General features: G+C 69.5%; 25 protein-coding genes, 1 tRNA gene and 2 pseudogenes. 18 read left to right on the plus strand and 10 right to left on the minus strand.

What is annotated here, in order from left to right:
• Nucleotides 1–102 precede the first annotated feature (102 nt).
• The 4 genes and pseudogenes from ABZZ38_RS14050 to ABZZ38_RS14065 form a co-directional block, all read right to left on the minus strand.
• Nucleotides 103–1,229 (minus strand): annotated as a pseudogene (locus ABZZ38_RS14050) (site-specific integrase); the annotation flags it as partial.
• Nucleotides 1,226–1,428, minus strand: a pseudogene (locus ABZZ38_RS14055) (RRQRL motif-containing zinc-binding protein); the annotation flags it as partial. The pseudogenes ABZZ38_RS14050 and ABZZ38_RS14055, both read right to left, overlap by 4 nt.
• A 117-nt stretch (nt 1,429–1,545) precedes the next feature.
• On the minus strand, nt 1,546–3,816 hold the full coding sequence (locus ABZZ38_RS14060; protein ID WP_356739201.1) for a restriction endonuclease: 2,271 nt from the start codon (nt 3,814–3,816) through the stop codon (nt 1,546–1,548).
• Between the two features lie 562 nt (nt 3,817–4,378).
• On the minus strand, nt 4,379–5,701 hold the full coding sequence (locus tag ABZZ38_RS14065; protein ID WP_356739203.1) for a peptidase: 1,323 nt from the start codon (nt 5,699–5,701) through the stop codon (nt 4,379–4,381).
• Nucleotides 5,702–5,972: 271 nt separating this feature from the next.
• Here ABZZ38_RS14065 and ABZZ38_RS14070 point away from each other — a divergent pair, with 271 nt between their 5' ends.
• Nucleotides 5,973–6,386, plus strand: a complete 414-nt coding sequence (locus tag ABZZ38_RS14070) for a YciI family protein (protein WP_356739205.1) — start codon at nt 5,973–5,975, stop codon at nt 6,384–6,386.
• Nucleotides 6,387–6,483: 97 nt separating this feature from the next.
• On the opposite strand, the gene ABZZ38_RS14075 is transcribed toward ABZZ38_RS14070, so the two are convergent.
• Nucleotides 6,484–6,735 (minus strand): hypothetical protein, encoded by a 252-nt coding sequence (locus tag ABZZ38_RS14075; RefSeq protein ID WP_356739207.1) that lies wholly within the window; start codon nt 6,733–6,735, stop codon nt 6,484–6,486.
• Here ABZZ38_RS14075 and ABZZ38_RS14080 point away from each other — a divergent pair.
• The 6 genes from ABZZ38_RS14080 (at nt 6,734) to ABZZ38_RS14105 (ending at nt 11,243) form a co-directional block, all read left to right on the plus strand.
• Nucleotides 6,734–7,210 carry a TetR/AcrR family transcriptional regulator gene (locus tag ABZZ38_RS14080; protein ID WP_356739209.1) on the plus strand — a complete coding sequence of 159 codons (477 nt, stop codon included), beginning with the start codon at nt 6,734–6,736 and terminating at the stop codon, nt 7,208–7,210. The genes ABZZ38_RS14075 and ABZZ38_RS14080 overlap by 2 nt on opposite strands.
• Nucleotides 7,120–7,320, plus strand: a complete 201-nt coding sequence (locus tag ABZZ38_RS14085; RefSeq protein ID WP_356739409.1) for a hypothetical protein — start codon at nt 7,120–7,122, stop codon at nt 7,318–7,320. The genes ABZZ38_RS14080 and ABZZ38_RS14085 overlap by 91 nt, the downstream gene beginning before the upstream one ends.
• 150 nt (nt 7,321–7,470) lie before the next feature.
• Entirely contained in the window at nt 7,471–8,187 is a 717-nt protein-coding gene (locus ABZZ38_RS14090; protein WP_356739211.1) for an HhH-GPD-type base excision DNA repair protein, read from the plus strand.
• Nucleotides 8,188–8,325: 138 nt separating this feature from the next.
• Nucleotides 8,326–9,882, plus strand: a complete 1,557-nt coding sequence (locus ABZZ38_RS14095; RefSeq protein WP_356739411.1) for a M28 family metallopeptidase — start codon at nt 8,326–8,328, stop codon at nt 9,880–9,882.
• Between the two features lie 301 nt (nt 9,883–10,183).
• Entirely contained in the window at nt 10,184–10,480 is a 297-nt protein-coding gene (locus ABZZ38_RS14100; RefSeq protein WP_003999914.1) for a type II toxin-antitoxin system VapB family antitoxin, read from the plus strand.
• A gap of 121 nt (nt 10,481–10,601) precedes the next feature.
• Nucleotides 10,602–11,243, plus strand: a complete 642-nt coding sequence (locus tag ABZZ38_RS14105) for a LytR C-terminal domain-containing protein (RefSeq protein ID WP_356739213.1) — start codon at nt 10,602–10,604, stop codon at nt 11,241–11,243.
• A 64-nt stretch (nt 11,244–11,307) separates the two neighbouring features.
• Here the strand turns inward: ABZZ38_RS14105 and upp are convergent, their stop codons facing one another.
• Entirely contained in the window at nt 11,308–11,943 is a 636-nt protein-coding gene (gene upp, locus ABZZ38_RS14110; protein ID WP_356739215.1) for a uracil phosphoribosyltransferase, read from the minus strand.
• 92 nt (nt 11,944–12,035) lie between these two features.
• On the opposite strand from upp, the gene ABZZ38_RS14115 reads away from it, so the two are divergent.
• From ABZZ38_RS14115 to ABZZ38_RS14150, 8 genes are all read left to right on the plus strand, one after another.
• Nucleotides 12,036–12,275 carry a hypothetical protein gene (locus tag ABZZ38_RS14115; protein ID WP_356739217.1) on the plus strand — a complete coding sequence of 80 codons (240 nt, stop codon included), beginning with the start codon at nt 12,036–12,038 and terminating at the stop codon, nt 12,273–12,275.
• Nucleotides 12,276–12,435: 160 nt separating this feature from the next.
• Nucleotides 12,436–12,963: a hypothetical protein gene (locus ABZZ38_RS14120; protein ID WP_356739219.1), complete on the plus strand. Its 528-nt coding sequence runs from the start codon at nt 12,436–12,438 to the stop codon at nt 12,961–12,963.
• 62 nt (nt 12,964–13,025) lie between these two features.
• Nucleotides 13,026–13,505 (plus strand): nucleoside deaminase, encoded by a 480-nt coding sequence (locus ABZZ38_RS14125; RefSeq protein WP_356739413.1) that lies wholly within the window; start codon nt 13,026–13,028, stop codon nt 13,503–13,505.
• 111 nt (nt 13,506–13,616) lie between these two features.
• Nucleotides 13,617–13,701, plus strand: a tRNA-Ser gene (locus ABZZ38_RS14130).
• Between the two features lie 163 nt (nt 13,702–13,864).
• Nucleotides 13,865–14,029 (plus strand): hypothetical protein, encoded by a 165-nt coding sequence (locus ABZZ38_RS14135; RefSeq protein WP_356739221.1) that lies wholly within the window; start codon nt 13,865–13,867, stop codon nt 14,027–14,029.
• A gap of 9 nt (nt 14,030–14,038) precedes the next feature.
• Nucleotides 14,039–14,332: a Dabb family protein gene (locus tag ABZZ38_RS14140; RefSeq protein WP_356739223.1), complete on the plus strand. Its 294-nt coding sequence runs from the start codon at nt 14,039–14,041 to the stop codon at nt 14,330–14,332.
• Between the two features lie 224 nt (nt 14,333–14,556).
• Nucleotides 14,557–15,363 carry an RNA polymerase sigma factor SigF gene (locus tag ABZZ38_RS14145; protein ID WP_356739415.1) on the plus strand — a complete coding sequence of 269 codons (807 nt, stop codon included), beginning with the start codon at nt 14,557–14,559 and terminating at the stop codon, nt 15,361–15,363.
• Nucleotides 15,364–15,597: 234 nt separating this feature from the next.
• Nucleotides 15,598–16,530 carry an RNA polymerase sigma factor SigF gene (locus tag ABZZ38_RS14150; protein WP_356739225.1) on the plus strand — a complete coding sequence of 311 codons (933 nt, stop codon included), beginning with the start codon at nt 15,598–15,600 and terminating at the stop codon, nt 16,528–16,530.
• 118 nt (nt 16,531–16,648) lie between these two features.
• Here the strand turns inward: ABZZ38_RS14150 and ABZZ38_RS14155 are convergent, their stop codons facing one another.
• Nucleotides 16,649–16,855, minus strand: a complete 207-nt coding sequence (locus tag ABZZ38_RS14155) for a hypothetical protein (RefSeq protein ID WP_356739227.1) — start codon at nt 16,853–16,855, stop codon at nt 16,649–16,651.
• A 150-nt stretch (nt 16,856–17,005) separates the two neighbouring features.
• Between ABZZ38_RS14155 and ABZZ38_RS14160 the strand changes: the two genes are divergently transcribed.
• From ABZZ38_RS14160 to ABZZ38_RS14170, 3 genes are all read left to right on the plus strand, one after another.
• Nucleotides 17,006–17,473 carry a MarR family winged helix-turn-helix transcriptional regulator gene (locus tag ABZZ38_RS14160; RefSeq protein WP_356739229.1) on the plus strand — a complete coding sequence of 156 codons (468 nt, stop codon included), beginning with the start codon at nt 17,006–17,008 and terminating at the stop codon, nt 17,471–17,473.
• 9 nt (nt 17,474–17,482) lie between these two features.
• Entirely contained in the window at nt 17,483–19,978 is a 2,496-nt protein-coding gene (locus ABZZ38_RS14165) for an MFS transporter (RefSeq protein ID WP_356739231.1), read from the plus strand.
• A 143-nt stretch (nt 19,979–20,121) separates the two neighbouring features.
• The gene (locus ABZZ38_RS14170; protein WP_356739233.1) at nt 20,122–20,940 is read left to right on the plus strand and encodes a YceI family protein; all 819 of its coding nucleotides are present in this window, start codon (nt 20,122–20,124) and stop codon (nt 20,938–20,940) included.
• A 77-nt stretch (nt 20,941–21,017) separates the two neighbouring features.
• Here the strand turns inward: ABZZ38_RS14170 and ABZZ38_RS14175 are convergent, their stop codons facing one another.
• The 3 genes from ABZZ38_RS14175 to ABZZ38_RS14185 all read right to left on the minus strand — a co-directional run bounded on the left by ABZZ38_RS14175 (nt 21,018) and on the right by ABZZ38_RS14185 (nt 24,242).
• Nucleotides 21,018–21,791, minus strand: coding sequence for a TetR/AcrR family transcriptional regulator (locus ABZZ38_RS14175; protein WP_356739235.1), 774 nt, complete (start codon nt 21,789–21,791; stop codon nt 21,018–21,020).
• A 31-nt stretch (nt 21,792–21,822) separates the two neighbouring features.
• Entirely contained in the window at nt 21,823–23,358 is a 1,536-nt protein-coding gene (locus ABZZ38_RS14180) for an MFS transporter (protein WP_356739237.1), read from the minus strand.
• A gap of 140 nt (nt 23,359–23,498) precedes the next feature.
• Nucleotides 23,499–24,242, minus strand: a complete 744-nt coding sequence (locus tag ABZZ38_RS14185) for a response regulator transcription factor (protein WP_356739239.1) — start codon at nt 24,240–24,242, stop codon at nt 23,499–23,501.
• Nucleotides 24,243–24,258: the final 16 nt, after the last annotated feature.

The following is a 24,258-nucleotide window of genomic DNA, read 5'->3' on the forward strand; positions in this document are numbered from 1 at the left end:
CACAAATAATCACACCCTCTTTCCCTAACCCACTCTCTTCCTTTCTCACCGGGCACGATGTCGAAGGGCCCCACCGTTCGCGGTGGGGCCCTTCGACGTGTCTCAGCCTTCGTTGTCCTGGTTTTTGTCCACAGCGGGTGCTTCCGGGGCTCCCCAGATGGCATCGGCGATCTTCCGGGCCACATCCTTGAGCATGGCGTCCGGCACATGGAGGTAGCGCGCCCGCATGCTCGCGGAGGTGCCCGGCTCCCACCCCATGATCTGATCGATGACGCGGTCCGGGACACCGAGCAGCATGAGCACGGTGGCGGCCGTGTGCCGGGCGTCGTGCAGCCGAGCGTTCCGGACCCCCGCTTCTCCCAGCAACCGCTTCCAGTCGTGATAGTCCGTGTTCGGGCTGAGGGGGCCACCCAGCGGCTTGGTGAACACGTAGTCCGACTCGACCCACAGGTCGCCGGCCGCCTTGCGCTCGCGCTCTTGCGTCTCGGCGTGTGCGCGGAGCATGGCGACCAGCGGGCCCGGCAGGGGCACGGCGCGGCGGCCGGCGTGGGATTTGGTGTTCTTCGTCTCACGCCGGACCTGCACCTTGTCCGGGCAGTACCCCGCCTTTCGGCCACACGGTGAGGCTTCGGGGCACCCATGCTCGTACCTGGGGCGCAGACGGTTGCGGCGCAGCTTCAGGTACTCGTTGCTCAGGTCGACGTCAGACCAGCGCAGTCCAAGCGTCTCGCCCTGCCGCAGTCCGAGGGCCAATGCCAGCATCCAGCGGGGGTTCCGACGCTTGTTGGCTTCGAGCAGCAGGCACTGAACCTCTTCCACGGAGTAGGGCTCTACCTCGGATTCGTCCTCTTCCATCCGTGGTGGCTTCGCCAGCGCGGCGGCGTTCTTGGCCGCGTAGCCCCGCTGTACGGCCTCCCCCAGCGCGGTCCGGGCGGTGCGGTGAGCCTGGTGAGCCGTACCGGCCTTGCGCTCCCCGTTTGCCTGCATGCGGCGGTACAGGCCTTCCAGATGCTCGGGCTGCAAGCGGTCAAGGCGGTGCTTGCCGACACCGGGCACGAGGTGCACGCGAACGGCGACCTCGTAGCCGTCGTACCTGTTCTCGCTCACGGTCGGCTTGGCGATGTCTCAACCCAGTGCCAAAGCCACTTCTGAACCGTCCACGCCTTACCCGGCTGCTGCGTCGAACCCGCGTCGCGCTGCTTCTCCAGCTTCTTGACTTCCTCAAGTACAGGTACGCGGTCAGCGGTTCGCGCCGCCGACGCCCGAAGGATCTGTGCCGCGATGTCCTGACCTCCCGGCCGCAGTCCACGGATGCGGAGTTGGCGGCGGGTGGCCAAGTCGTCGCGGGGCGTAGCGCCACGGGTAGGTAGGAATGCCGAAGCGCTCGCCTGTCGGGTCGAAGAAATCGGCGAGGGTCAGCCGGCTCACGCTGCTTCAGCGCCACCGGTGGCGCGCTTGGCAAGGATCGTGTCCCGCAGCATCCGCGCGTTCGCCGGTGAGGTGTGGACCTCGCGGCTGGGTCTCGAATGGGTCCGTTAGCTCTGGCTAATCAGACGATTCCCGTAGGGTCTGCATCATGCTTTGAACTTCTCTTACTTCGTTCCATGCGAGCCCAGCGGCACTGTCTTTGCGAGGAGCTGCAAAGGGCGTCTCATGCCCTGCGTCGTACTCGTCCAAGCGCTGCAATACGTTGTCGTACTCACTCATGTCGAATGGATCAGTTGAGCCGATTGCCTTGTAGTGGTCGATTACTTCCTTCATTTCCGATCCGGAAAACACCGGGTCCCGATGAGTTTGCGCCCAATCTTCGAAGGCCGATTCGGCATAGTCATCCCGAACCGAATCCAGCCTTGCTAGGGCCTCAGAAACCTCGATCCCGGGGTCGTAGTGTTCGATGGATCGGAGGAAGTCCTCGGCTTCTTCGATGAGGTTCCAATCACTGAGATCACCCATAATCCACTCGACCGCCCACGATATGCAGTCGAACATGATCTCTTCGCCTCTTGAAGTTTTGTGTCGAGCCAGGGTCTGAAAAAACGCATGCAGGTCAGTCGACTCCGATGCATTCAAGATGGTATCTGCGTCAGAAGCCGCTTCAAGAGCCAGTTCCCGGATTACCTCCGATTCAAGATCAAGCCCCATCTCTAGACACAGCCAGGCGCGACGCACATAATTCTTCCCGTGCCTGGAGTTACGCAGATTGACAGGCTCAGCATGGAAAACCATGGAAGCGACCTGTTCGAGCTGATCTCGCCGCCTTTTGTAGGTCTCAGCCATAGGACCTCCACCTGGCGCCGGGAAAATGAGCCAGAGAGTCTCTAGCTGCTCAAACCTCCTAACCATCGAGATGAGAGAAGTTACCTCGCCTATGTCCGACTGGACATAGTTGACTAGAAAGTCTCGAACGGACGGATTATGGAAGCCGACGTGTACAGCCCCGTACTGATGCATGCTTCTTAGCATTGTGCCGTCCAGCACACCCAGCGCCTTACGCAGCTCACGCAAAGGTTCGCCAAGTTCCATCCACAGCTCTTGCAGGTCGTCCAGGCGAATATCCGACATGAACGTCAGAATGAGCTTCAAAAGCTTCACATCGGTTTCACCTAGCTGATTGCGGACGATGTGATCCCAGATCCGGTATGGATCTTCGAGGTTAGCGACGATATCGTCGCTCAGCGACTCGTGGTGACCCGACAGCAATCCGGATTCTGCAAGCGTGACTGCGATAATGCGTGGATTGAAATTTCGGTGCTGAATGATCGGGCGATATACTCGCTTCTCTGCAAATGACTGCTTAACCGTCTGAGGTAGCGGAGAGTTATAAACGTGATTATAGAGGATGGAGGCTCTAGCCTGATACGTGTAGTCCGATAGGTCAATGACGCAGGTATGGACGTCGAACGAGTGCCTATCGAGGCGTTCATACCGCTGCCTGGCCTGCGCGAGAATATATTCACGAGTCGTGAGAATGAAGCGCTTGTTGGGACTTCTTGAGACTCGCTTCATCAGCGAAAGAAGTCGACTGTCCTCATTTTTCGCAAGCTTCTCATCGAACGTCGTCTGCCCGAGGAAGTCATCGTAGTAGTAGACCTGATTCAGCTCGTCATTCCACAGATGGTTCGCCTCGTCAGAATCCTCTGAGATCTCCACAAGCTCATATCCCATGGCCATATAGTGCGCACTGAGAACCTGACTCAGGGTTGTCTTGCCGATCCCAGGGATGCCTGCGATAACGCACACGTGCCTACTCTCAAGAAGTTCGAGAGCCCTGTCATAACTGGGGTTGACCGCGTAGGTTCGCAGCGTACCGTCGAACTCTTCAGCCAACGCCTGGGAGCGGGTCACAACGTTCTTGGCGAGCAGCGAGTTTAGAACTGAAGCGCTCGTAAGCCACAGACGAAGGTGTCTGCGGACAATGTGATCGCGCTTGCGCAGAAGGGCGTCGATCTCCTCCTTCCCGTAAATATCACTAGGAGTTTTGACGTAAGGCTGGAGGATCTCGAACAGCTTGTCCTTGGCGCCTTTGGTCAGAGAGGCCGACGTCGCAAGGATGTATCGTTGCGGTTTAAGCTTCGCTACTTTTGCCGCTTCGGTATTTTCAACGTGCTCGATCAGTTTTGCACGTCCGGACCGGTGCCAGTGCTTGCACTGCACGACGAGTGACTCTCCTGCCGAAGAGAGATGGCGCAGGTCGACTCCTCCGTCTGCGCCAGCGGCGAAAAGCTCAAGCCTCACGCCAAGCTCCTCTTCAAACAGGTCCTTGCAGACGGCTTCAAAGTCGAAGTCCGTCAGCCGACTCAGGTCGAACGTTTCCATGCCCCTCCTCTGCCACGCGCCTGCCTCTCAGTATCGGCCGGGACCGGTAACTTGTGTAGCTGGTAGCCGAGTTGCGGTGGACCAGCGAGGACTCACCGCCTAGAAGCGGCACCGTAACGGCGCACCGCATCAGGCCCCGGGCCGGCAGTCCTCGTTGTCCTGGTCTTTGTCCAGTGCGCTCACGGACGCCAGCGTTCGCCGCCGTACGCGCACCCCTCCTGACCTGCCGAGCGAACCCCCACGAACGCCCCTGTACAGCCGCGCGGACAGTTGGAAAGCGTGTTGGGGGCAACCCCTCACGAGTTCGAATCTCGTATCCTCCGCCAGTGCCTCACCGGGCACGATGTCGAAGGGCCCCACCGTTCGCGGTGGGGCCCTTCGACGTGCGTGGTTGCAGTTTTGGTCGCAGTTCGCGGCTATCGCCCGTTGAGGACGGCCCGGCACACGTTGCAGTACACGGCGGCGTTCCGTCCCGACGGTGGCAGCCGGGCGGCGGTGAACGGCGTCGGGGGCCGGACCGTGCCGGCCCGGCCCCCGACGGTGCGTCATCGACGCTGTCGGCTCAGCCGTCCGCGCCGGCCTTGCGGCGGCGGACCACGAGCATCGCCCCGGCGCCCATCGCCACCGCGACGCCGCCCGCGAGGGCGATCTGCGGTACGGCGGAGGACGAACCGGTGGCGGCGAGGGTGCCCGACGTGGCGTTCACCGGCTGGACGGAGGTCACACCCTGCGGGGTCGTGCCCGGGGCGTGCGGGCGGTTCCCGCTGGGCTGGGCGTCATCGACCTTGCCCGGCTTGGTGCCCACGGGCGCGATCTCGAAGTCGTACAGGTCGGAGTCCGGGGTCCCGCCGCAGGAGCCGTCCTCGTTGAAGTAGCTCCCCGCCGCCACGGCGACGCCCTCACCGGCCGGGGCCTTGGCGTCGACCGTGAGGCGCAGCTTGATGTCGGTGTGGGCACCGGCCTTCAGCGGGCTGATGACGTCGATGTAGCGGTCGTCGTCGAGGGGCTTCCACTTCGTGGACGAGGCGGAGGACCACTGCAGCTTCAGCAGGTCGTCGAACGACTTGTAACCGCGCTTGTCGAAAGCGTGGACGGCTGCGTGCGTGTACACCTCGTCCATCGTCTTCTTGCTGCCGTTGCTCACGCGCAGCGAGAAGTTCACCGTCGTACCGGCGACGACCTTGGACGGCAGGCCGGTGACCACGGTGGTGAGCTTGGACTCGAGGACGCACGCGTCCTCCTCGTCCCCGTCACCGTCGTCACCCTCGTCGCCTTCGTCCTTCTTCGCGTCGGCGAGCGCCTCGTCGGCGGCCTTCTTGGCCTTCAGGGCCTCGGCGGTGGCCTTCTGCGCCTTGGTGTAGGCCTGGCCGGCGGCGACGCGCACGTCGTCCGCGGCAGAGGCGACGGCCTTGGCCTTCTCGTCGGCGGCCGTCTTGTCGGCGGCGGCGGTCACGGCGACGGCCTCGGCGTCCTCGACCGCCTTCTGCGCGGCGGCGCGCTCCTCCTCCGTGGCCTCGGCCGGCAGGGCGGCGAGCTCGGCCTTGGCGTCGGTGACGGCCTGGTCGGCGGCCGTCTTCGCCGCGGCGGCGGCCTTCGCCTCCTGCTCGGCCGCCTTGGCGGCCAGGGCGTGCGGCGCGTCGTCCGCCATCGCGGCGTCCCAGACGGCCTTGGCGGTCTTCTCGGCGGCGAGGGCGGCGTCGTACGCCTTCTGCGCCTCGGCGGCCGCCTTCTCCAGTTCGGCGATGGACTTCTTGGCGGCCTTCGTGGTCTGCGACTGCGGCGCGGACGGCTTGGTGTCGGCGAACGCGGGGGTGACGGACAGCAGCACGGCGGGCGTCGTCACGGCGGCGGCGACAGCCGTCGCCAGAATGCGGCGAATCTTCACTAGAGCCCTTTTCTGGGTCCGAAAGAATGGGAGCAGCCGCGGCGGGGTGGAGCTCACGCAACGCGACCGGCGAGAGCGATCGTATGGCCGTGCCCAAGGCCGGGAAAGCGCGATTCCCGGGGGAAACCCCACGGGTGCGAGCCCCCGCAGGCGCATAGAAGGACAACCCCGGCAGTTGCCCACAGTTTCCATCTTTTCTCTGTGACTCATGTCACGGCGCGGCGGTGCCGATGCCGAGAACCGAGACACCGCACGCGCGAGGAGCGATGACATGAAGTACCTGGTGATGGTGCAGGGTTCGCAGGCCGACTACGACGCGATGACGGGTAAGGGGTCGGCGCAGTACCCCGCGTGGTCCGAGGACGACCTGCAGGCGATGTTCGCGTTCATGCGGCGCCTCAACGAGGACCTGGCGCGGTCCGGGGAGCTGGTGGACGGCCAGGGGCTGGCCGAGCCCGCCCGGACCCGCTTCGTCACCGCCGACGAGGACGGGCGTCCGGTGGTCACGGACGGGCCGTACGGCGACACGCAGGTGCAGCTCGCCGGTTACTGGGTGCTCGACTGCCCCGACCTGGACCGGGTCACCGGGATCGCCGCGCGCATCGCCCGCTGCCCCGTGCCCGAGGGCACGCCCGACTATCCCGTCGTCATCCGGCCGATCCTGGAGGACGGCGCCGACATGTGAGCCGGCGCCGATCGGCCGGGCCGGCACCGCCTGGTCGACGGTCGACCCGGTCTCGGCGGCCACCTCCCGCGGCGGCGGCGCGGGTGCGGAAGGCCCCTCAGTGCGCGTGCACGCCGTCGAGGTGCGGTTTCCCCCGCGGTACGAGGACGAGGGCGACCGACGCTCCCACCGCGCCCGCCACCGCGCAGCCGGTGAACGCCGTCGCGAAGCCGCCCGCCGTAAGGAGAAGCAGCCCGCCGGTCCGCCCGCCGGCGATCGGCGCCCCACCGGTCCGCGCGCCGCCCGCAAGCGGCAGGCCATCGCCGAGACGGCGCGCGCCGTTCCTCCGCGAGGGCTTCGGCGTCGGCATGGACGCCATCGCCGCCGAGGCGGGCGTCTCCAAGGTGACCGTCTACAACCACTTCGGCAGCAAGAAAGCCCTCTTCACCGCCGTCATCACGGGCGCGCTCGACGAGACGCTCGACGACGACTCCTCGGCCGCCCTCGCACGGCTCGCGGACACCGGGGACGCCGACGACCTGCGCGCCGCCTTCGTCGACGCGGCCCGCGCGTGGGTCGCCGCCGTACGGGCCAACGAGGACGTGGCCGCGCTGCGCCCCCTCGTCGCCACCGAGCTCCACCGCTTCCCGCAGCCGGGGGCGGCCTGGCGCGGCCACGGCCCCGCGGGCCACCACCCGCCGTGGCGGACGCCCTGCGCGCCCCGGCCGACCGGGGCCGCCTGGCGATCCCCGACCTGGAGGCGGCGATCGTCCAGCTCTACGCGCTGCTCGTCTTCCCGCACATGGTGTTCGGCCAGTACGGCGCGGACCTGGACGACGACCTGACGGAACGCCTGGTGACGAGCGGGGTCAACATGTTCCTGACGTACTACGCCCCTGACCCGCACGGGACCCCGGCCCCTGACCCGTACGGAACCGGGCCCCGTCCCGGGTAGTCGCCTGTCGGCCGGTTGTCCGTGGTGCCTGCCACCATCGCCGGCCGAGCGAGGCGCCACCCTGACGGCCCAGCACCCGCGGAGGCGCGTCGGCGCCTGAGCGGCGGACTCCGCCGTGCGGCCCGTGGGCGGGGGCGCGATCATCGGGCCATGACCACCACGATCCGCCTCGCCCAGCAGCCTGAGGCCGACGCCCTGCTGGCCCGCAGCCCCCTCGCCGCCCTGGTCGGGATGCTGCTCGACCAGCAAGTGCCCATGGAGTGGGCGTTCTCCGGCCCGTACACGATCGCCCAGCGGCTCGGCTCCGACGACCTGGACGCACACGGGATCGCCGCGTACAACCCGGAGGCGTTCGTCGCGCTGCTGTCCGCCAAGCCCGCGGTGCACCGCTACCCGGGCTCGATGGCCAAGCGGGTCCAGCAGTTGTGCCAGTACCTGGTGGACGAGTACGGCGGTGACGCGGGCGCCGTGTGGGCGGACGCCGGCACCGGCGAGGAGCTGCTGGACCGGCTCCTCGCGCTGCCGGGGTTCGGCAAGCAGAAGGCGCAGATCTTCCTGGCGCTGCTGGGCAAGCGGTACGGCGTACGGCCCGAGGGCTGGCGGGAGGCGGCCGGCCCGTACGGCGAGGAGGGGTCGTACCGTTCGGCTGCCGACATCACCGGGCCGGAGACGCTCGCCAAGGTCCGCGCGTACAAGCAGGAAGCCAAGCGCGCGGCCAAGACGGCCAAGACGGCCAAGACGGGCAGGACAGCGCAGGCGGCGAAGACGGCCCGGACGGCCGCGCCGGGCGGGAAGGGCACGTCAGCGGGTACGGCGGCCAGGGCGCCCAAGTCCGACCGGCCATCGAGAAGTTCTGCCGCGGAGTGATGGCCTCCGCAACGAATCGTACGGAATATGACGTGAGTTGCGGCACATGTGTTCCCAGAAGCATGGGAGATCGCTAATTTCCCTTCAACCTCTTTCGCACCGGGAAGGACCTCTGTGACCGCATCCCCTCGCAGAGCCGTGGCCACCCTGGCCGCAGCCGCACTCGCGACCCCGCTCCTGCTGGCCTCCGCCTCCCCCGCCTCCGCCGACCGGCTCGCACCCGAGCCGGGCGCCGCCGCGGCCAAGGACGCCGCCAAGCTGTCCAAGAAGCTGGTCCGGGAGGCCTCCGCCGAGGACGCCTTCACGCACCTGCGGAAGTTCCAGCGGATAGCCGACTCGGCCGGCGGTCACCGCGCGGCCGGCTCGCTCGGGCACGACGCCTCGGCGGCGTACGTGTACCAGCAACTGAAGAAGGCCGGTTACCAGGTCGAGTACCAGAAGTTCGACTTCGTCTACACCGAGACGCTCGCCGAGAAGCTCTCGGTGGTCTCGCCCGCGCCCCGCGCCATCGACATCAAGGCGATGACGTACACGGCGTCGACACCGGTCGGTGGCCTCAGGGCCGCCGTGGCCGCCGTCCCGGCCCCCGCGGACGACGCGACCCCCGGCTGTGAGCCGACGGACTACGCCACCGGCACCTTCACCGGCAAGATCGCCCTCATCAAGCGCGGCGGCTGCAGCTTCGCCGACAAGCAGACCCAGGCCGCCGCCGCGGGCGCGGTCGGCGCGATCATCTACAACAACGTCGACGGCTCCCTCTCCGGCACCCTCGGCGACCCGGCGGTCGGCAAGATCCCGACCGGAGGCGTGTCCAAGGCGGACGGCGAGAAGCTCGCCGCCGACCTGGCGGGCGGCCCCGTGGAGGTGAACTTCGAGGTCCGCCAGCTCCGTGAGACCCGCTCCACCAACAACGTCATCGCGGAGACGCAGCGCGGCAACGCCGCCAACACCGTGATGCTCGGCGCCCACCTCGACTCGGTGACCGCCGGCCCCGGCATCAACGACAACGGCTCCGGCTCCGCCGGCCTGCTCGATGTCGCCCTGAAGTTCGCCAAGTCCAAGGAGAAGGACCGGACCACCAACAAGGTGCGCTTCGCCTGGTGGTCGGCGGAGGAGAACGGCCTGCTCGGCTCCGAGCACTACGTCGAGAACATGAGCGAGCTCGACCGCAAGGAGGTCAAGCTCTACCTGAACTTCGACATGATCGCCTCGCCGAACTACGGCCTGTTCGTGTACGACGGTGACAACTCCGACGGCGTCGGCGCGCCCGCCGGCCCGGCCGGTTCGGCCCAGATCGAGCGCGACATCAACGCGTTCATGGACAAGCAGGGCCTCCCGCACGAGGGCACGGACTTCACCGGCCGCTCCGACTACGGACCGTTCATCGCGGTCGGCATCCCGTCCGGCGGTACGTTCACCGGCGCCGAGGGCATCAAGACCGAACGGCAGGCGGAGAAGTTCGGCGGCACCGCCGGGGTCGCGTACGACGCGTGCTACCACGCCAAGTGCGACGACATCAACAACGTCAACATGACCGCGTTCGACGCCAACATCGACGTCATCGCCAACGCCGTGGGCACCTACGCCCATGACCTCAGCTCGCTGCGCAAGCCGGTGGAGGTCGTCCCGACGGACGGCGACGCGGGCAGCGGCGGCGGCCTGCACGAGGACCACGACCACGAGGTCACCGAGTAGGACGTCAGCGACTAGGACCACCGAGCAGAGCGCGTCCGGCAGGAACGGACGGGCCCACGCACCCCCCGCACCACCAGGCATCGCCCCCGGGCGCGCCGCGGGAGAGTCGCCATGCGACCCCTCCCGTGGCGCGCCCGCGGCGCGCACCCCTTCGGGGGAATCCGTCGCGCCGACCGCCCCGCACGCCCGCCCCGGTACACGGGGCCGCGCGACCCTCGCCCCGCATCACATCGGCATCACAACGGCGCCCGTCGGCGCCGCGTGGCTGCGCTGGGCGCCGGTCGCCCGGTAGGCTTTCCGTGTGATCTTCAAGCGCATCGGTAACGGGCGGCCGTATCCCGACCACGGCCGGGAAAGCACCCGGCAGTGGGCGGATGTCGCGCCGCGCCCGGTCCGCCTCGATCAGCTCGTGACCACCAAGGGTCAGCTGGATCTGGAAACGCTCCTCGCCGAGGACTCGACCTTCTACGGCGACCTCTTCGCGCACGTCGTGAAGTGGCAGGGCGATCTCTACCTCGAGGACGGGCTGCACCGCGCCGTACGCGCGGCCCTCCAGCAGCGGCAGGTGCTCCACGCCCGCGTGCTGGAGCTCGACTGACCCCGCCTCGCCGGTCGTAGGGAGTCGCTCGGCTCAGCCTTTCGGGGCCATTCCGACCCGTCCGGCCCTATCGATTGATCGTTTAGTAGGCATAGTCACCGGGCCGCATTACGCTGCGCCCATGAGCATGCTCACTCCCCCGGGTATGGGCGGAAAGTACCGCATCACGGGTAACGCCTACCCGCGCATGCGCCGCCCCCGTCATCGCCGCCGGCTCGTGTTCGCGGCACTCGCCGCAGTGGTCGCCCTCGGCCTGGCCGGCTGGGGAACCCTGCAGCTCGTCGATGCCTTCAGTGGCGGCGCCGGAAGCGGGAAGCGGACCACGGCCGCCGCCACCGCCTGCAAGCCCCGCCAGAATGCCGCCCAGGACCTCGCCACCCCGGTCCAGGTGCCCCTCAAGCCCGCCCAGATCACGGTGAACGTCTACAACGCGACCCCCCGGGCCGGGCTCGCCAAGACGACCGCCGACGAGCTGAAGAAGCGCGGCTTCGCCATCGGCAAGGTCGGCAACGCCCCCGTGACGTACGACAAGAAGGTGCCCGGCGCCGGACTGCTGCTGGGCGCCGCCGAGGCCACCAAGGGCGCCTTCCCGGTCCTCGGTACGCAGCTGAAGGGCGCCGCGCTCAGGACCGACACCCGGCAGACGGCCGACGTGGACCTGATCATCGGCACCGCGTTCACGGCCCTGACACCGCCGAAGGACGCGACCGCGGCCCTGGCCACCCTGGCCAAGCCCGCGCCCGCGCCCTCCGCGAAGTGCTAGGTACAGCCAGGTCGTGCGGGCACCCCGGGGATGCCGGGGTGAAAGGGGGCTACGCCCCCGGTCGTCACTCCGCCGTGCCGTACATGCGGTCACCCGCGTCGCCGAGGCCCGGCACGATGTAGCCGTGCTCGTTGAGGCGCTCGTCGACCGAGGCGGTGACGACCGTGACCGGCGTGCCCGCCAGCTCGCGCTCCATCACCTCGACGCCCTCCGGCGCCGCCAGCAGCACGACCGCCGTCACATCGTCGGCACCGCGCTTGATCAGCTCCTGGATCGCCGCGACCAGGGTGCCGCCCGTGGCCAGCATCGGGTCCAGGACGTACACCTGGCGCCCGGAGAGGTCCTCCGGCATCCGGGTCGCGTACGTCGACGCCTCCAGCGTCTCCTCGTCGCGGATCATGCCGAGGAAGCCGACCTCGGCGGTCGGCAGGAGCCGCACCATGCCGTCGAGCATGCCGAGGCCGGCCCGCAGGATCGGCACCACCAGCGGCTTCGGGCTCGACAGCTTCACGCCGGTCGTCCCCGTCACCGGGGTCTCGATGTCGACCTGCTCGGTCCGCACATCCCGGGTGGCCTCGTAGGCGAGCAGGGTCACCAGCTCGTCGGCGAGACGCCGGAAGGTCGGGGAGTCGGTGCGCCTGTCGCGCAGCGTGGTGAGTTTGTGCGCCACCAGCGGGTGGTCGACGACGTGGATCCGCATGGACTCCACAGTAGCCCGCACTGGCATCAACCCCTGCCCTGGAGGGAAGGTGGGGAGGTCAGGACGGACCCAGCCTGGGGGTGGTGGTCGCGATGCCGGACTCCGAAGACCCACGAGACGAAGACCCGAAGCGTCGCGGGGACACGAAGCGGCGCGAGAAAAGGAAGCGGCGCGAGGAGCCGGCGGAGACCGACTCCGAGCGACGCAGGCGCCGCGCGCAGTTCCTCCGCGAGCTGAACGAGGCCAAGGCCCTGCGCGACCGCGTCCAGCCCCGCCGCGCCAGGGCCGCCAGGATGCGCCAGGCGATGCGTATGCGCACCTTCCGCTGGTGATGCCGGGTGACACGGACCGCGTATCGGGCTCAGACTGGTGCACGACGCAAGAGCGGAACACCTCTCCTGAAGGCCTCGCATCTGCCACGATGCCGAGTGGGCGGGGCATTCAGGAGCGTGCCGCCCGATCGTCACACCTCTGATCAGTGGGAGAGTCACGGTGTACTTCGCCGCACTGCTCGCGCGCACCGAAGACGGGTGGGAAGCGAGCGACACAGAGCTCGACGATGTGGAGACCTTGTCGGATCTGACCGAGCTGGCGCGTGAGGCCTCGGTGGACGACGACACAGTGCTCGTCTTCATCGAGCAGGAGGACGCATGGTTCGGCATCGTCCGCGTGGAGGGTGAGGACGACCCTCGTATCTACGTCTCGGACGGCGCAGCCGCCGCCCGCTCCTCGTACGGGGAGATCCTGACCAAGGAACTGCTGGGCGACGACCTCGACGACGACGCCCCCGACCTGGACGCGCTGGACCTCGACGGCACCGAGGACGGCGAACCGGCTGACGAGGAGGAGGAGGATGCGGAGGTGACGGCCGAGACCGTACCGGCGGAGCCGGTCGGGGATCGCCTGATCCTGGACGATCTCGGCCTGTCCGAGAAGGAGCTGCTGGCGCTCGACACCGACGCGCTGAGCGAGATCGCGGACGCGCTCGGCGCCGCGGAGGTGCTGGAGACCGTCCGCTAGTGCCCTCCGTACACCCCCAGCCCACCCCCTTCGATCCCGTACGCGATCCCTGGCGCGCGTCCATGCGCCGGGCGCTGGAGGAGGCCGAGCGAGCCGCGCGGGCCGGCGATGTGCCGGTCGGCGCGGTCGTGCTGGCCGCGGACGGCACCGAACTCGCGTCCGCGCACAACGAGCGCGAGGCCACCGGCGATCCGACGGCGCACGCCGAGGTACTGGCGCTGCGACGGGCGGCCGAGCGCCTGAGCGGGGCGGCGAGCAGCGCCCCGGACGAGGGCGGTGTCGGGCGACGGCCGGGTGAGTGGCGGCTGTCCGGCTGCACGCTCGTCGTCACCCTGGAGCCGTGCGTCATGTGCGCGGGCGCGCTCGTCCAGTCCCGGGTGGACCGGCTGGTGTTCGGGGCGATGGACGAGAAGGCCGGGGCGGTCGGCTCCCTGTGGGACCTCGTACGGGACCGTCGCCTCAACCACCGGCCGGAAGTGATCCGGGGAGTGCTGGCGGACGAGTGCTCGGCGCTCCTGACGCGCTTCTTCCGCGACCGCTGACCGCGCCGACCGCGCCGCCGACGCGCCGCCGACACGGTGCCCGCCACCGCGCCGCCGCGACGCCGAGTATCGATTTCGGCGAACCGGCACCCTTGGGCTAAGCTCTCTCTCGGTAGCGTGTCCGAGCGGCCGAAGGAGCTCGCCTCGAAAGCGAGTGTGGCGCAAGTCACCGAGGGTTCAAATCCCTCCGCTACCGCTCTTGTGTGAAGGGCCCCGGCGCATGGCGTCGGGGCCCTTCGCGCGTCCGCCTCCCGGTGCCGTAAAGGGCCCCGGTGGCCAGGGTCTTGGCCCCGGAGGGCTCGGTTAGACTCACGCGACCGCCCACGGGTTCGCAGGGGAGAGACGGGGAGACCGGGCCGATGGTGCAAGCGAAGAAGATCGGGCTCTATGTCGTCGTGGTCTTCGTGCTGTACACGATCATCAACTCCCCCGACCGGGCCGCCGACCTCGTCCAGGTAGGGTTCGAGGGCATTTCGAGCGCCGCGCAGGGCGTCGGCGATTTCATGACCGAGCTCGTCAACTAGGAGTCCGCTGTGATCCGCCACCTGGTCCTCCTGAAGCTCAATGACGGGGTGCGCCGCGACGAGCCGCGCGTCGTCGAGGCCGCCAAGGCCTTCGAGGAGCTCGGTGGGCTCATTCCCGAGCTGAAGTTCTGGGAGTGCGCCTGGAACATCACGGACCGGCCGATCGCGTACGACTACGCCATCAACTCGGCGGTCGAGGACACGGACGCGCTGAAGCGCTACATCGAGCACCCGGCCCATCAGGCCGCCGCCGATCAGTGGCGTGAGTTCGCCACCTGGGTGATCGCCGACTACGAGTTCTGAGCGCCGGCGGGCCGCCGCCGCCCGCCGAGCCCGAGCCCCGCACCTGTTCCGTGATGGTGCGGGGCTTTGTCATGTCTCTTCCGCGCGGTCAACACGGCGTTATCAGGTGCTTGCACAGAGTGGACATGTCTTGTGATGCTATGACCGCTTTTGACGGATCAGTTGACCGTACTTGATCGCGAAGGGGTGGCGTGGACGTGCCGGCCAGTACGACGCCTCAACAGGTGCCGCCCCAGAACGAGTCGGAGGCCCGCACCAAGCCATCGGGGCGGGCGGCGGACACCCGCGCACTCACCCAGGTCCTCTTCGCCCAGCTGAAGGACCTGGAGCCCGGCACGCCGGAGCACAACCGGGTGCGCGGGGCGCTCATCGAGGCGAACCTCCCCCTGGTGCGGTACGCGGCGGCCCGCTTCCGGTCCCGCAACGAGCCCATGGAGGACGTCGTCCAGGTCGGCACGATCGGTCTGATCAACGCGATCGACCGGTTCGACCCGGACCGGGGGGTGCAGTTCCCGACCTTCGCCATGCCGACGGTCGTCGGCGAGATCAAGCGGTACTTCCGCGACAACGTGCGGACCGTGCACGTACCGCGCCGGCTGCACGAGCTGTGGGTCCAGGTGAACGGCGCGACCGAGGACCTGACGACGGCTCACGGCCGCTCGCCCACGACCGCCGAGATCGCCGAGCGGCTGAAGATCTCCGAGGAGGAGGTGCTGTCCTGCATCGAGGCGGGGCGCTCGTACCACGCCACCTCACTGGAGGCCGCGCAGGAGGGCGACGGGCTTCCGGGGCTGCTCGACCGGCTGGGGTACGAGGACCCGGCCCTGGCGGGCGTCGAGCACCGGGACCTCGTACGGCATCTGCTCGTGCAGTTGCCCGAGCGGGAGCAGCGGATCCTGATGCTCCGCTACTACAGCAACCTGACCCAGTCTCAGATCAGCCAGGAACTCGGCGTCTCGCAGATGCATGTGTCAAGGCTCCTGGCGCGCAGTTTCGCCCGATTGAGATCCGCAAACAGGATCGAGGCATAGCTGGATCGGGTAGACCTGTATAGCCCCACTTCAGGCGGCTCAAAAGCCGCACACCCCCTGTTTCCTGCGCAGATTTGCCCTCTTCTTGTCGACAAGTCACTACAGCGTGTTGCCGACATGTGACATTCTGCTGGAACCGCGTTTGCCGCAGCCTCGGCTCCGGTATTCAGGTGGAGGCTGCGTTCCTCCGATGGTCGCGGCCCACGCGACCGTCCGCGACCTCAAGGGGGTGGCATGTCCGCAGAACAGGGCAGCTCGAAGGTGCTCACGCTCACGCCCGGCTCCGAGCTCGCGCACGCGTCCGAGCTCACGCCGGTGCCCGACACCGTGCCGGTGGCCGTGGTGAGCGCGCCCGCCCCGCTTCCCGAGCTCCCCGACGCCCTGGAGGCGTCGGCCGCGCCGGAAGCCATCGACACCCGCACGCTGTCCCGCTCCCTGTTCCAGCGGCTCGCCGTCCTCGAGCCGAACAGCCCGGAGCGTACGTACGTACGCGACACGCTCATCGAGCTGAACCTGCCCCTCGTGCGGTACGCCGCGGCCCGCTTCCGCAGCCGCAACGAGCCCATGGAGGACATCGTCCAGGTCGGCACGATCGGGCTGATCAAGGCGATCGACCGGTTCGACTGCGAACGCGGCGTGGAGTTCCCGACGTTCGCGATGCCGACCGTCGTCGGCGAGATCAAGCGCTTCTTCCGCGACACGTCGTGGTCGGTGCGCGTGCCGCGCCGGCTCCAGGAGCTGCGCCTGGCGCTGACGAAGGCGAGCGACGAGCTGGCACAGAAGCTGGACCGCTCGCCCACCGTGCCCGAACTCGCCGCCGTTCTGGGCGTGTCCGAGGACGACGTGGTCGACGGGCTCGCGGTCGGCAACGCGTACACGGCGTCGTCGCTGGACTCGCCGTCCCCGGAGGACGACGGGGGCGAGGGCTCGCTGGCGGACCGGCTCGGGTACGAGGACAGCGCCCTGGAGGGCGTCGAGTACCGGGAGTCGCTCAAGCCGCTCCTGGCCAAACTCCCGCCCCGGGAACGGCAGATCATCATGCTGCGGTTCTTCGCGAACATGACGCAGTCGCAGATCGGCGAGGAGGTCGGCATCTCCCAGATGCACGTCTCCCGGCTGCTGACGCGCACGCTCGCGCAGCTGCGCGAGGGCCTCATCTCCGACTGAGGGTGCCCAACAGCACCCCCGACCGAACAAATTGACTGCCGGTCACCCCCGAGGGGTGACGGTGACGGCGGCGCCCTGCCGGGCAGGGCGCCGCCGTCGTGCGCTCAGCCGCGAGCGGTCAGGCGAGCGCGAGCCACGCGACCGCGGCGATGATCACGACAGCCGCGACGACACCCGCGATCAGGCCGGCCCGCGAACCCGACGGGGCCGGTTCCCGGCGCCGCTGCGGCGTGCCCTCGTCGACGAAGGCGCGGAACATCTGCGTGCTGCCGGCCGGGTCGTAGTTGCCCTCGGGGCCCTGCGGAGCGTGGGGGTTGTGTGCCATGGGTCAGGACCCTAGCGAACCCGCGTGCTTGACCCAACCCATGATCTCCTTTGCCAGGACTTTAGCCGCGTTCGCCCCTTTTTAGTTTGCCTGTAGCAACCAACCTTGCCTATGGTTGCCCTAAGCAACAAGATGTTTCGGGGGTGTCCCATGGCCGAGCGGAGTCAGTACGAAGAGCTGGCCCGGCAGCTGAGCGCCATCGGCGCCGTCAAGCGCGGGCTCTCCCGGGTCCTCCCGGCCGAGTGCCCGGGCGGGTCGGCGGCCGTGCTCTCGCTCCTCGCCCGCCACGGCGACATGCGGATGAGCCGGCTCGCCGAGCTGCTCGCCGTCGACATGTCGGTCACCAGCCGACACGTGGCCCACGTCGCCGACCGAGGCTGGATCGAACGGCTGCCGGACCCGGGCGACAAGCGCTCCCGCATCCTGCGGCTGACCCCGACGGGTCAGGACATGCTCGACGACCTCGGCCGCCGCACGGCGGACCTGGTCGCCCACAACCTCCAGGACTGGTCCGACGACGAGGTCGGACACCTCACCGCGATGCTGGCCCGCCTCCGGGACTCCTTCGGGGACTGCCGGGCCCACGCCACCACCCGTACACCCGCAACAACGACGTAAAGGAAGTTCATGGCTACGACCACACCACCCGGTGTGCGGGGCGGCCACGCCAAGACCCGTGACGGTGGCGGCGGCGCGCCGATGACCCACCGGCAGATCATGGAGGCGCTCTCCGGGCTGCTGCTCGGAATGTTCGTCGCCATCCTGTCCTCGACGATCGTCTCCAACGCCCTTCCGGAGATCATCTCCGACCTCGGCGGCGGCCAGAGCGCCTACACCTGGGTCGTGACCGCGGCCCTGCTGTCGATGACCGCCACCACTCCGCTGTGGGGCAAGCTGGCCGACCTGTTCTCCAAGAAGCTGCTGGTCCAGACGGCCCTCGTCATCTACGTCGCGGGCTCCGTGGTGGCCGGGCTCTCCCAGAACACCGGCATGCTGATCGCCTGCCGCGTCGTCCAGGGCATCGGCGTCGGCGGTCTCACCGCCCTGGCCCAGATCATCATGGCCGCGATGATCTCCCCGCGTGAGCGTGGCCGCTACAGCGGTTACCTCGGCGCGACCTTCGCCGTCGCCACCGTGGGCGGCCCGCTCCTCGGCGGCGTCATCACCGACACCGACTGGCTCGGCTGGCGCTGGTGCTTCTACGTCGGTGTCCCCTTCGCGATCATCGCGCTGATCGTGCTCCAGAAGACCCTGAAGCTGCCGGTGGTCAAGCGGCAGGTCAAGGTCGACTGGGCCGGCGCCCTCTTCATCAGCGCGGCGGTCTCCCTGCTGCTGGTGTGGGTCACCTTCGCCGGTGACAAGTACGACTGGCTGTCGTGGCAGACGTGCGCCATGGTGGGCGGCTCGATCGTCCTCGGCGCGCTGTTCCTGCTCGTCGAGTCGAAGGCGAGCGAGCCGATCATCCCGCTGCGGCTGTTCCGCAACCGCACCATCACGCTCGCCTCGCTCGCGTCGCTCTTCGTCGGTGTCGCGATGTTCGCCGGCACGGTCTTCTTCAGCCAGTACTTCCAGCTGGCCCGCGACAAGTCGCCGACGATGTCCGGCGTCATGACGATCCCGATGATCGCCGGCCTGTTCGTCTCGTCCACCGTCTCCGGCTTCGTCATCACCAAGACGGGCCGCTGGAAGGCCTGGCTGGTCAGCGGTGGTGTGCTGGTGACGGCCGGCCTCGGGCTGCTGGGCACCATCCGGTACGACACGGAGTACTGGCACATCGGCGTCTTCATGGCCGTCCTGGGCCTCGGCCTCGGCATGATGATGCAGAACCTGGTCCTGTGCACCCAGAACCAGGTCGCCCCGGCGGACCTCGGTGCCGCCTCCTCCGTCGTCACCTTCTTCCGCTCCCTGGGCGGCGCGATCGGCGTCTCGGCGCTGGGCGCGGTCATGGCCAACCGGGTCACGCGTTACGTGCAGGACGGTCTCGCCGACCTGGGCCCCAAGGGCGCGGCGCTCGGCCACGGCGGTACGAGCGGCGGGGGCATCCCCGACCTGGACGCGCTGCCGGCCCCGATCCGCACGGTCATGGAGACCGCGTACGGGCACGGCGTCGGCGACGTCTTCCTCTACTCCGCGCCCTTCGCCCTGCTCGCCTTCCTCGTGACCCTGTTCATCAAGGAGGTCGCCCTGAAGAGCCACGCGTCGCCGCAGCACGCGGCGAAGGAAGCCACAGCCGCGCCCGCCGTGGCCCCCGCCGCCGGTGACACCGTCGCCCGGAACACGGACGGCACGGAGAAGGACAGGGGCATGGGTGAGGACATGGGCATGGCCGCAGACGTGGACACGACCGTCCACGGCACCGGCACCCCCGTGCACGGCACCGTCCGTACGGCCGACGGCACCGCGGTCACCCGTGCCGCCGTCACCCTCATCTCGCTCGGCGGCCGGCAGCTGGGGCGCGCCGTCGCCCACGCCGACGGCACGTACGCGCTGGACGCGCCGGGCTCCGGCTCGTACGTCCTGATCGCCTCCGCCGACGGCTTCCAGCCGCAGGCGTCCACGATCGTCGTCGGCGGCGAGGCCCTCTCGTACGACATCCTGCTCTCCGGTACGAGCGGACTCACCGGCGTGGTCAGGGCCGCGGACGGCGGGGCGCCGGTCCACGGCGCGATGGTGATCGTCACCGATGTGCGGGGCGACGTCCTCGCCTCCGGTACGTCCTCCGAGGACGGCGCCTTCACCTTCGCCGAGCTCGTGCCCGGCGCCGTGACCGTCGCGGTCAACGCCGACGGCTACCGGCCGCTCGCCCTGCCGGTCGAGATCGGCGGCCAGGGCGTGACCCGGGTCGAGGCGCTGCTGCACTCCGGCGCCCGGCTCCAGGGCACGGTGCGCGCCGGGGCGGACCGCCGCCCGCTGGCCGACGCGCGGGTGACGCTCGTCGACGCGGCCGGGAACGTCGTGGCGACCGCGACGACGGGCGAGGACGGCGCGTACGGCTTCGCCGACCTGAACGCGGGCGAGTACACGGTCATCGCGACCGGCTACCCGCCGGTGGCCGGCGCGCTCACCGTGGCCGGCCGCGGGGTCGAGGGCCACGACATCGAACTCGCCCACCCCGGCGAGTAACCGGACGCCCGGCCGCGCGTCGAGCGGAGGCGCGGCCGGGACGCACAGGGGCGGCAGGCAGGGGACGGCCTGCCGCCCCTTTCGCACAAGACGTTCGCACGAGGGCGTTCCCACGGGGCGTTCGTACGAGGAGAGAAACCCGCATGGCACTGCACGCACACGTACGCACCCGCGACGGCTGGGCGGTCCAGCACGCGGTCGTCACCGTGACCGACATGACCGGCGCGCAGGTGCTGCGGGCCGACGCCGACGCCGAGGGGGCCGTCACCTCGGACGCGCCGCTGGCCCCCGGCCCGTACACGGTCATCGTCACCGCCGTCGGCTACGCCCCCGCCGCGTCCACCGCGCTGGTGACGGCGAGCGGGCGCGCCGACGTCGGCACGGTCGTCCTGGCCCGCGCGGGCGGCGTCGAACTCCCCCCGCCGGGCGTCTGGACGCTGGACCCGGCGCACTCGTCGGTCGGCGCGGTGGCCCAGCACCTGGGCATCTCCAGCGTGCACGGCCGCTTCACCGACTTCGGCGGCCGGATCGAGATCGCGCCGGACCTCACCGCGTCCCGCGTGGACGCGGTCATCTCGGCGGCCTCCGTCGACACGGGCAACACCCTGCGCGACAAGCACCTGAAGTCGCCGGACTTCCTGGACGTGGAGGTGTACCCGGAGATCACCTACACCAGTCACGGCCTGAGCCCCGCCGGGCCGGACCGCTGGACCGTGCACGGCTCCCTGGCGCTCCACGGCGTCGTCCGTGACGTGGACCTGGACCTCACCTACCTGGGCACGGGCCCGGACCCGTGGGGCGGCACGCGGGCGGCGTTCCGCGCGACTGCGGAGCTGCGGCGCGAGGACTTCGCGATGCGCTACAACCAGGTGGTGCAGGCGGGGATCTCGGCGATCGGCACGACGCTGCGCGTGGAGCTGGACATCCAGGCGGTCCAGGGCGACGCGGCCCCGGCCGTCTAGCCCCTCGGCCCGGCCCCGGCCCCGGTCCGCCGTCAGCCCGTCAGTCCGTCAGGTCCGTCCTCGGTCGTCATCGGTCGTCATCGGTCGTCATCGGTCGTCATCGCCTCGATACCGGCGATGAGGACCCGCAGCGCGAACTCGAAGTCGCGTTCGCGCATGTCCTCCACGGTGTCGCCGCCCCGCGCGGCCATCAGCTCCGAGGCGCGCGCGAAGTCCTTCCGGTAGCCCGGCCGCTCCATGATCAGGCCCATGGCCTCGCGGAAGTACGCGTCCTGGCTCATGCCCGCGCTCGCACACCGCTGGATGAACTGGCCCTCGATGGTGCCGAAGCCGTACACGAACTGGAACACCGCCGACATGGCGCCCGTCTGCCCGCGCGCGGGCAGTCCCGCGTTGCCGATGACCTGCTGGACGCAGAGCGTGAAGGCCATGGAGTGCGGGCCGATGTTGAGGAACCGGCCGATCAGCGATGACACCCACGGGTGGCGCACCAACAGGTCGCGGTAGCCGGAGGCCAGTCGGCGGAGCTGGACGCGCCAGTTCTCGGCGGCGGCCGGGTCGGGCAGGGACAGCTCGCCGAAGACCGCGTCGATGGCGAGCTCCAGCAGGTCGTCCTTTGTGTCGACGTACCAGTAGACCGACATCGCGGTGACGTTCAGCTCCGCCGCGAGCCGCCGCATGGAGAACTTGGCCAGCCCCTCGGCGTCGAGCAGCCGGACCGCCGCCGCCGTGATCCTCTCGCGGTCCAGGCCGGAGGGCTGCTCGGCCTTGCGGCCGCGCCGCCCCTTGCCGTCCTCCAGCCACACGCTCGCGCGTGCCGGGCGCTTCACGCGGTCGGCTGCCGACACCATGGGCGTTCCTCCTCGTTGCTGACCCCCGATGCTATGCCCGCCCCGGTTCCGGTCGATCGCCTCGCTCCGCGCGCCGCAGCAGCAGCGCCGCCAGCAGGCCGCCCGCCAGGACGGCGACCGCGCCGACGAGCTGGCTGGTCTCCAGGCCGGTGGCGAAGGCGTCGGCGACCCGGCTGCGCTCGGCCGGGGTTCCGGCCGCGGCCAGCGCCGCCGGCAGGGACGCGGCGGAGACGCCGGCGGCGGTCACCAGGGACGCGAAGCGGGAGTTGAGTACGGCGCCGAGGACGGCGACGCCGAGGCCGTTGCCGAACTCGGCGAGGGTGCCGTTGATGCCGGCGCCCACGCCCGCCTTCTCCGGCGGGATCGCGCTCATGATGGCGTTGGCCATGGCCGGCATGGACAGGGCGACGCCCGCGCCCATGACGACGAGCCCGAGCAGCATCCCGCCGTACCCGTGCGCCCCGCCCAGGACGGCGATCGCCGCGAGTCCGGCCGCGACCATGGCCATGCCGAGGGCGATGGTCCACGGCGTACCCAGCTTCGGCAGCAGCCGCGCCCCGACGCCGGCCACGTTCAGTACGACGACGGTGAGGGCGAGCGGCGCGGTGCGCAGGCCCGCGTCCAGCGGCCCGTACCCCAGCACGAACTGCAGGTGCTGCGTGAGCAGGAACAGGGAGCCGGTCATGCCGAAGGCGACGAGGATCGTGCCCGCGACGGCTCCGACGAAGCGCTGGTTGCGGAAGAAGTGCATGTCCAGCATGGGGTGCGGGGTGCGCAGCTCCCACAGCGCGAACAGGCCCAGGACGAGCACGCCGATGGCCGTGGAGACCCCGACCCGGGTGGAGGTCCAGCCGTGCTCGGGCCCGGAGATGATCGCGTACACCAGCGCGGTCATGCCGATGGTGGACAGCAGCGCGCCCAGCAGGTCGGGGCGGTCGCCCTGCTTGTGCTTGGACTCCGGTACGAGCGCGGCGACGGCGACGAGCCCGATGAGGGCGACCGGGATGTTGATGAGGAAGATCGCGCCCCACCAGAAGTGGTCGAGCACCAAGCCGCCGATCAGCGGTCCGGCGGCGAAGCCGAGCGAACTGACCGTGGACCACAGGGCGATGGCCTTGACGCGCTCGGAGTCGTCGAAGACCTGCACGACGACGGCGAGGGTCGTGGTCATCAGCAGCGCGCCACCGATGCCCATGCCCGCGCGGGCGGCGATCAGCTGCCCGGAGCTCTGGGCGAGGCCGGCGGCCAGCGAGCCCAGGCCGAACAGGGCCAGGCCGGTGAGCAGCATCTTCCGGCGGCCGTAGCGGTCGGCGGCGTTGCCCGCGGTGAGCAGCAGTCCGGACTGCACGAGCGAGTACGCGTTGATCATCCACTGGACGTCGGAGGTCGAGGCGTCCAGCTCACCGGTGAGGGAGGGGATGGCGACGTTGAGGACGGTGTTGTCGAGCAGCACGGTCAGCTGGGCGAGGCAGATGACCCCGAGGATCAGCCAGCGCTGCGGATGGCCGCCCCCGGTGGGGGCGGTGGGGGCGGCGGCCGGTTGGCTGCCGGCGGTGGTCGCCGTCATGCGGGCAGCTCCTTGTACGGTGTAAGGGAGTCGGTCCCGCACACCGTACAAGTGACTCCCGTACGCTGTATAACGCTTTTCCGGGGCGCGTTTTCCCAGGTCGGTCCGGCCCGTGGTTCCCCGGAAGCCCGCCCACCCCGTCACTCACCCGGCTTGATCAGATATCCCGCGCCGCGCCGGGTGTGGATCATCGGCGGGTGGCCGGAGTCGATCTTGCGGCGCAGGTACGAGATGTAGAGCTCCACCACGTTGGCCTTCCCGCCGAAGTCGTAGCTCCAGACCCGGTCCAGGATCTGCGCCTTGCTCAGCACGCGCCGCGGATTGCGCATCAGGAACCGCAGCAGCTCGAACTCGGTCGCCGTCAGATGGATGGACCGCCCGCCCCGCGTCACCTCGTGGCTGTCCTCGTCGAGCACCAGGTCGCCCACCACCAGCAGGGACTCGTTCCGCGCCTTCTCCGCCGCTCCGGACCGCCGGATCAGCCCGCGCAGCCGGGCCACGACCTCCTCCAGGGCGAACGGCTTGGTGACGACGTCGTCCCCGCCGGCCGTCAGCCCGGCGATCCGGCTCCCGGCCGCGCCCCTCCCGCCCTCCTTCGCCGCGCCCCTCGCCGTCAGGAACAGCACGGGCACCCGGGGAAGTTCGTGCCGCAGCCCGCCCAGGACCGCGACCCCGTCCATGTCGGGCAGCGTCATGTCCAGGACGACGGCGTCCGGCCGGAACGCGCGCGCCGCGCGCACCGCCCCCGCGCCGTCACCCGCGCTGCACACCTCCCAGCCCTCGTACCGCAGGGTCGTCGACATCAGCTCGGCGAGCGACGCCTCGTCGTCGACGACCAGCACCCGGACGGGGCCGCCGTCCGGCCTGAACACTTGGGTACGCATACGGCCACGGTCGCGG

The sequence above is a fragment of the Streptomyces sp. NPDC006368 genome (genome assembly GCF_040612535.1).
GTDB lineage: Bacteria > Actinomycetota > Actinomycetes > Streptomycetales > Streptomycetaceae > Streptomyces.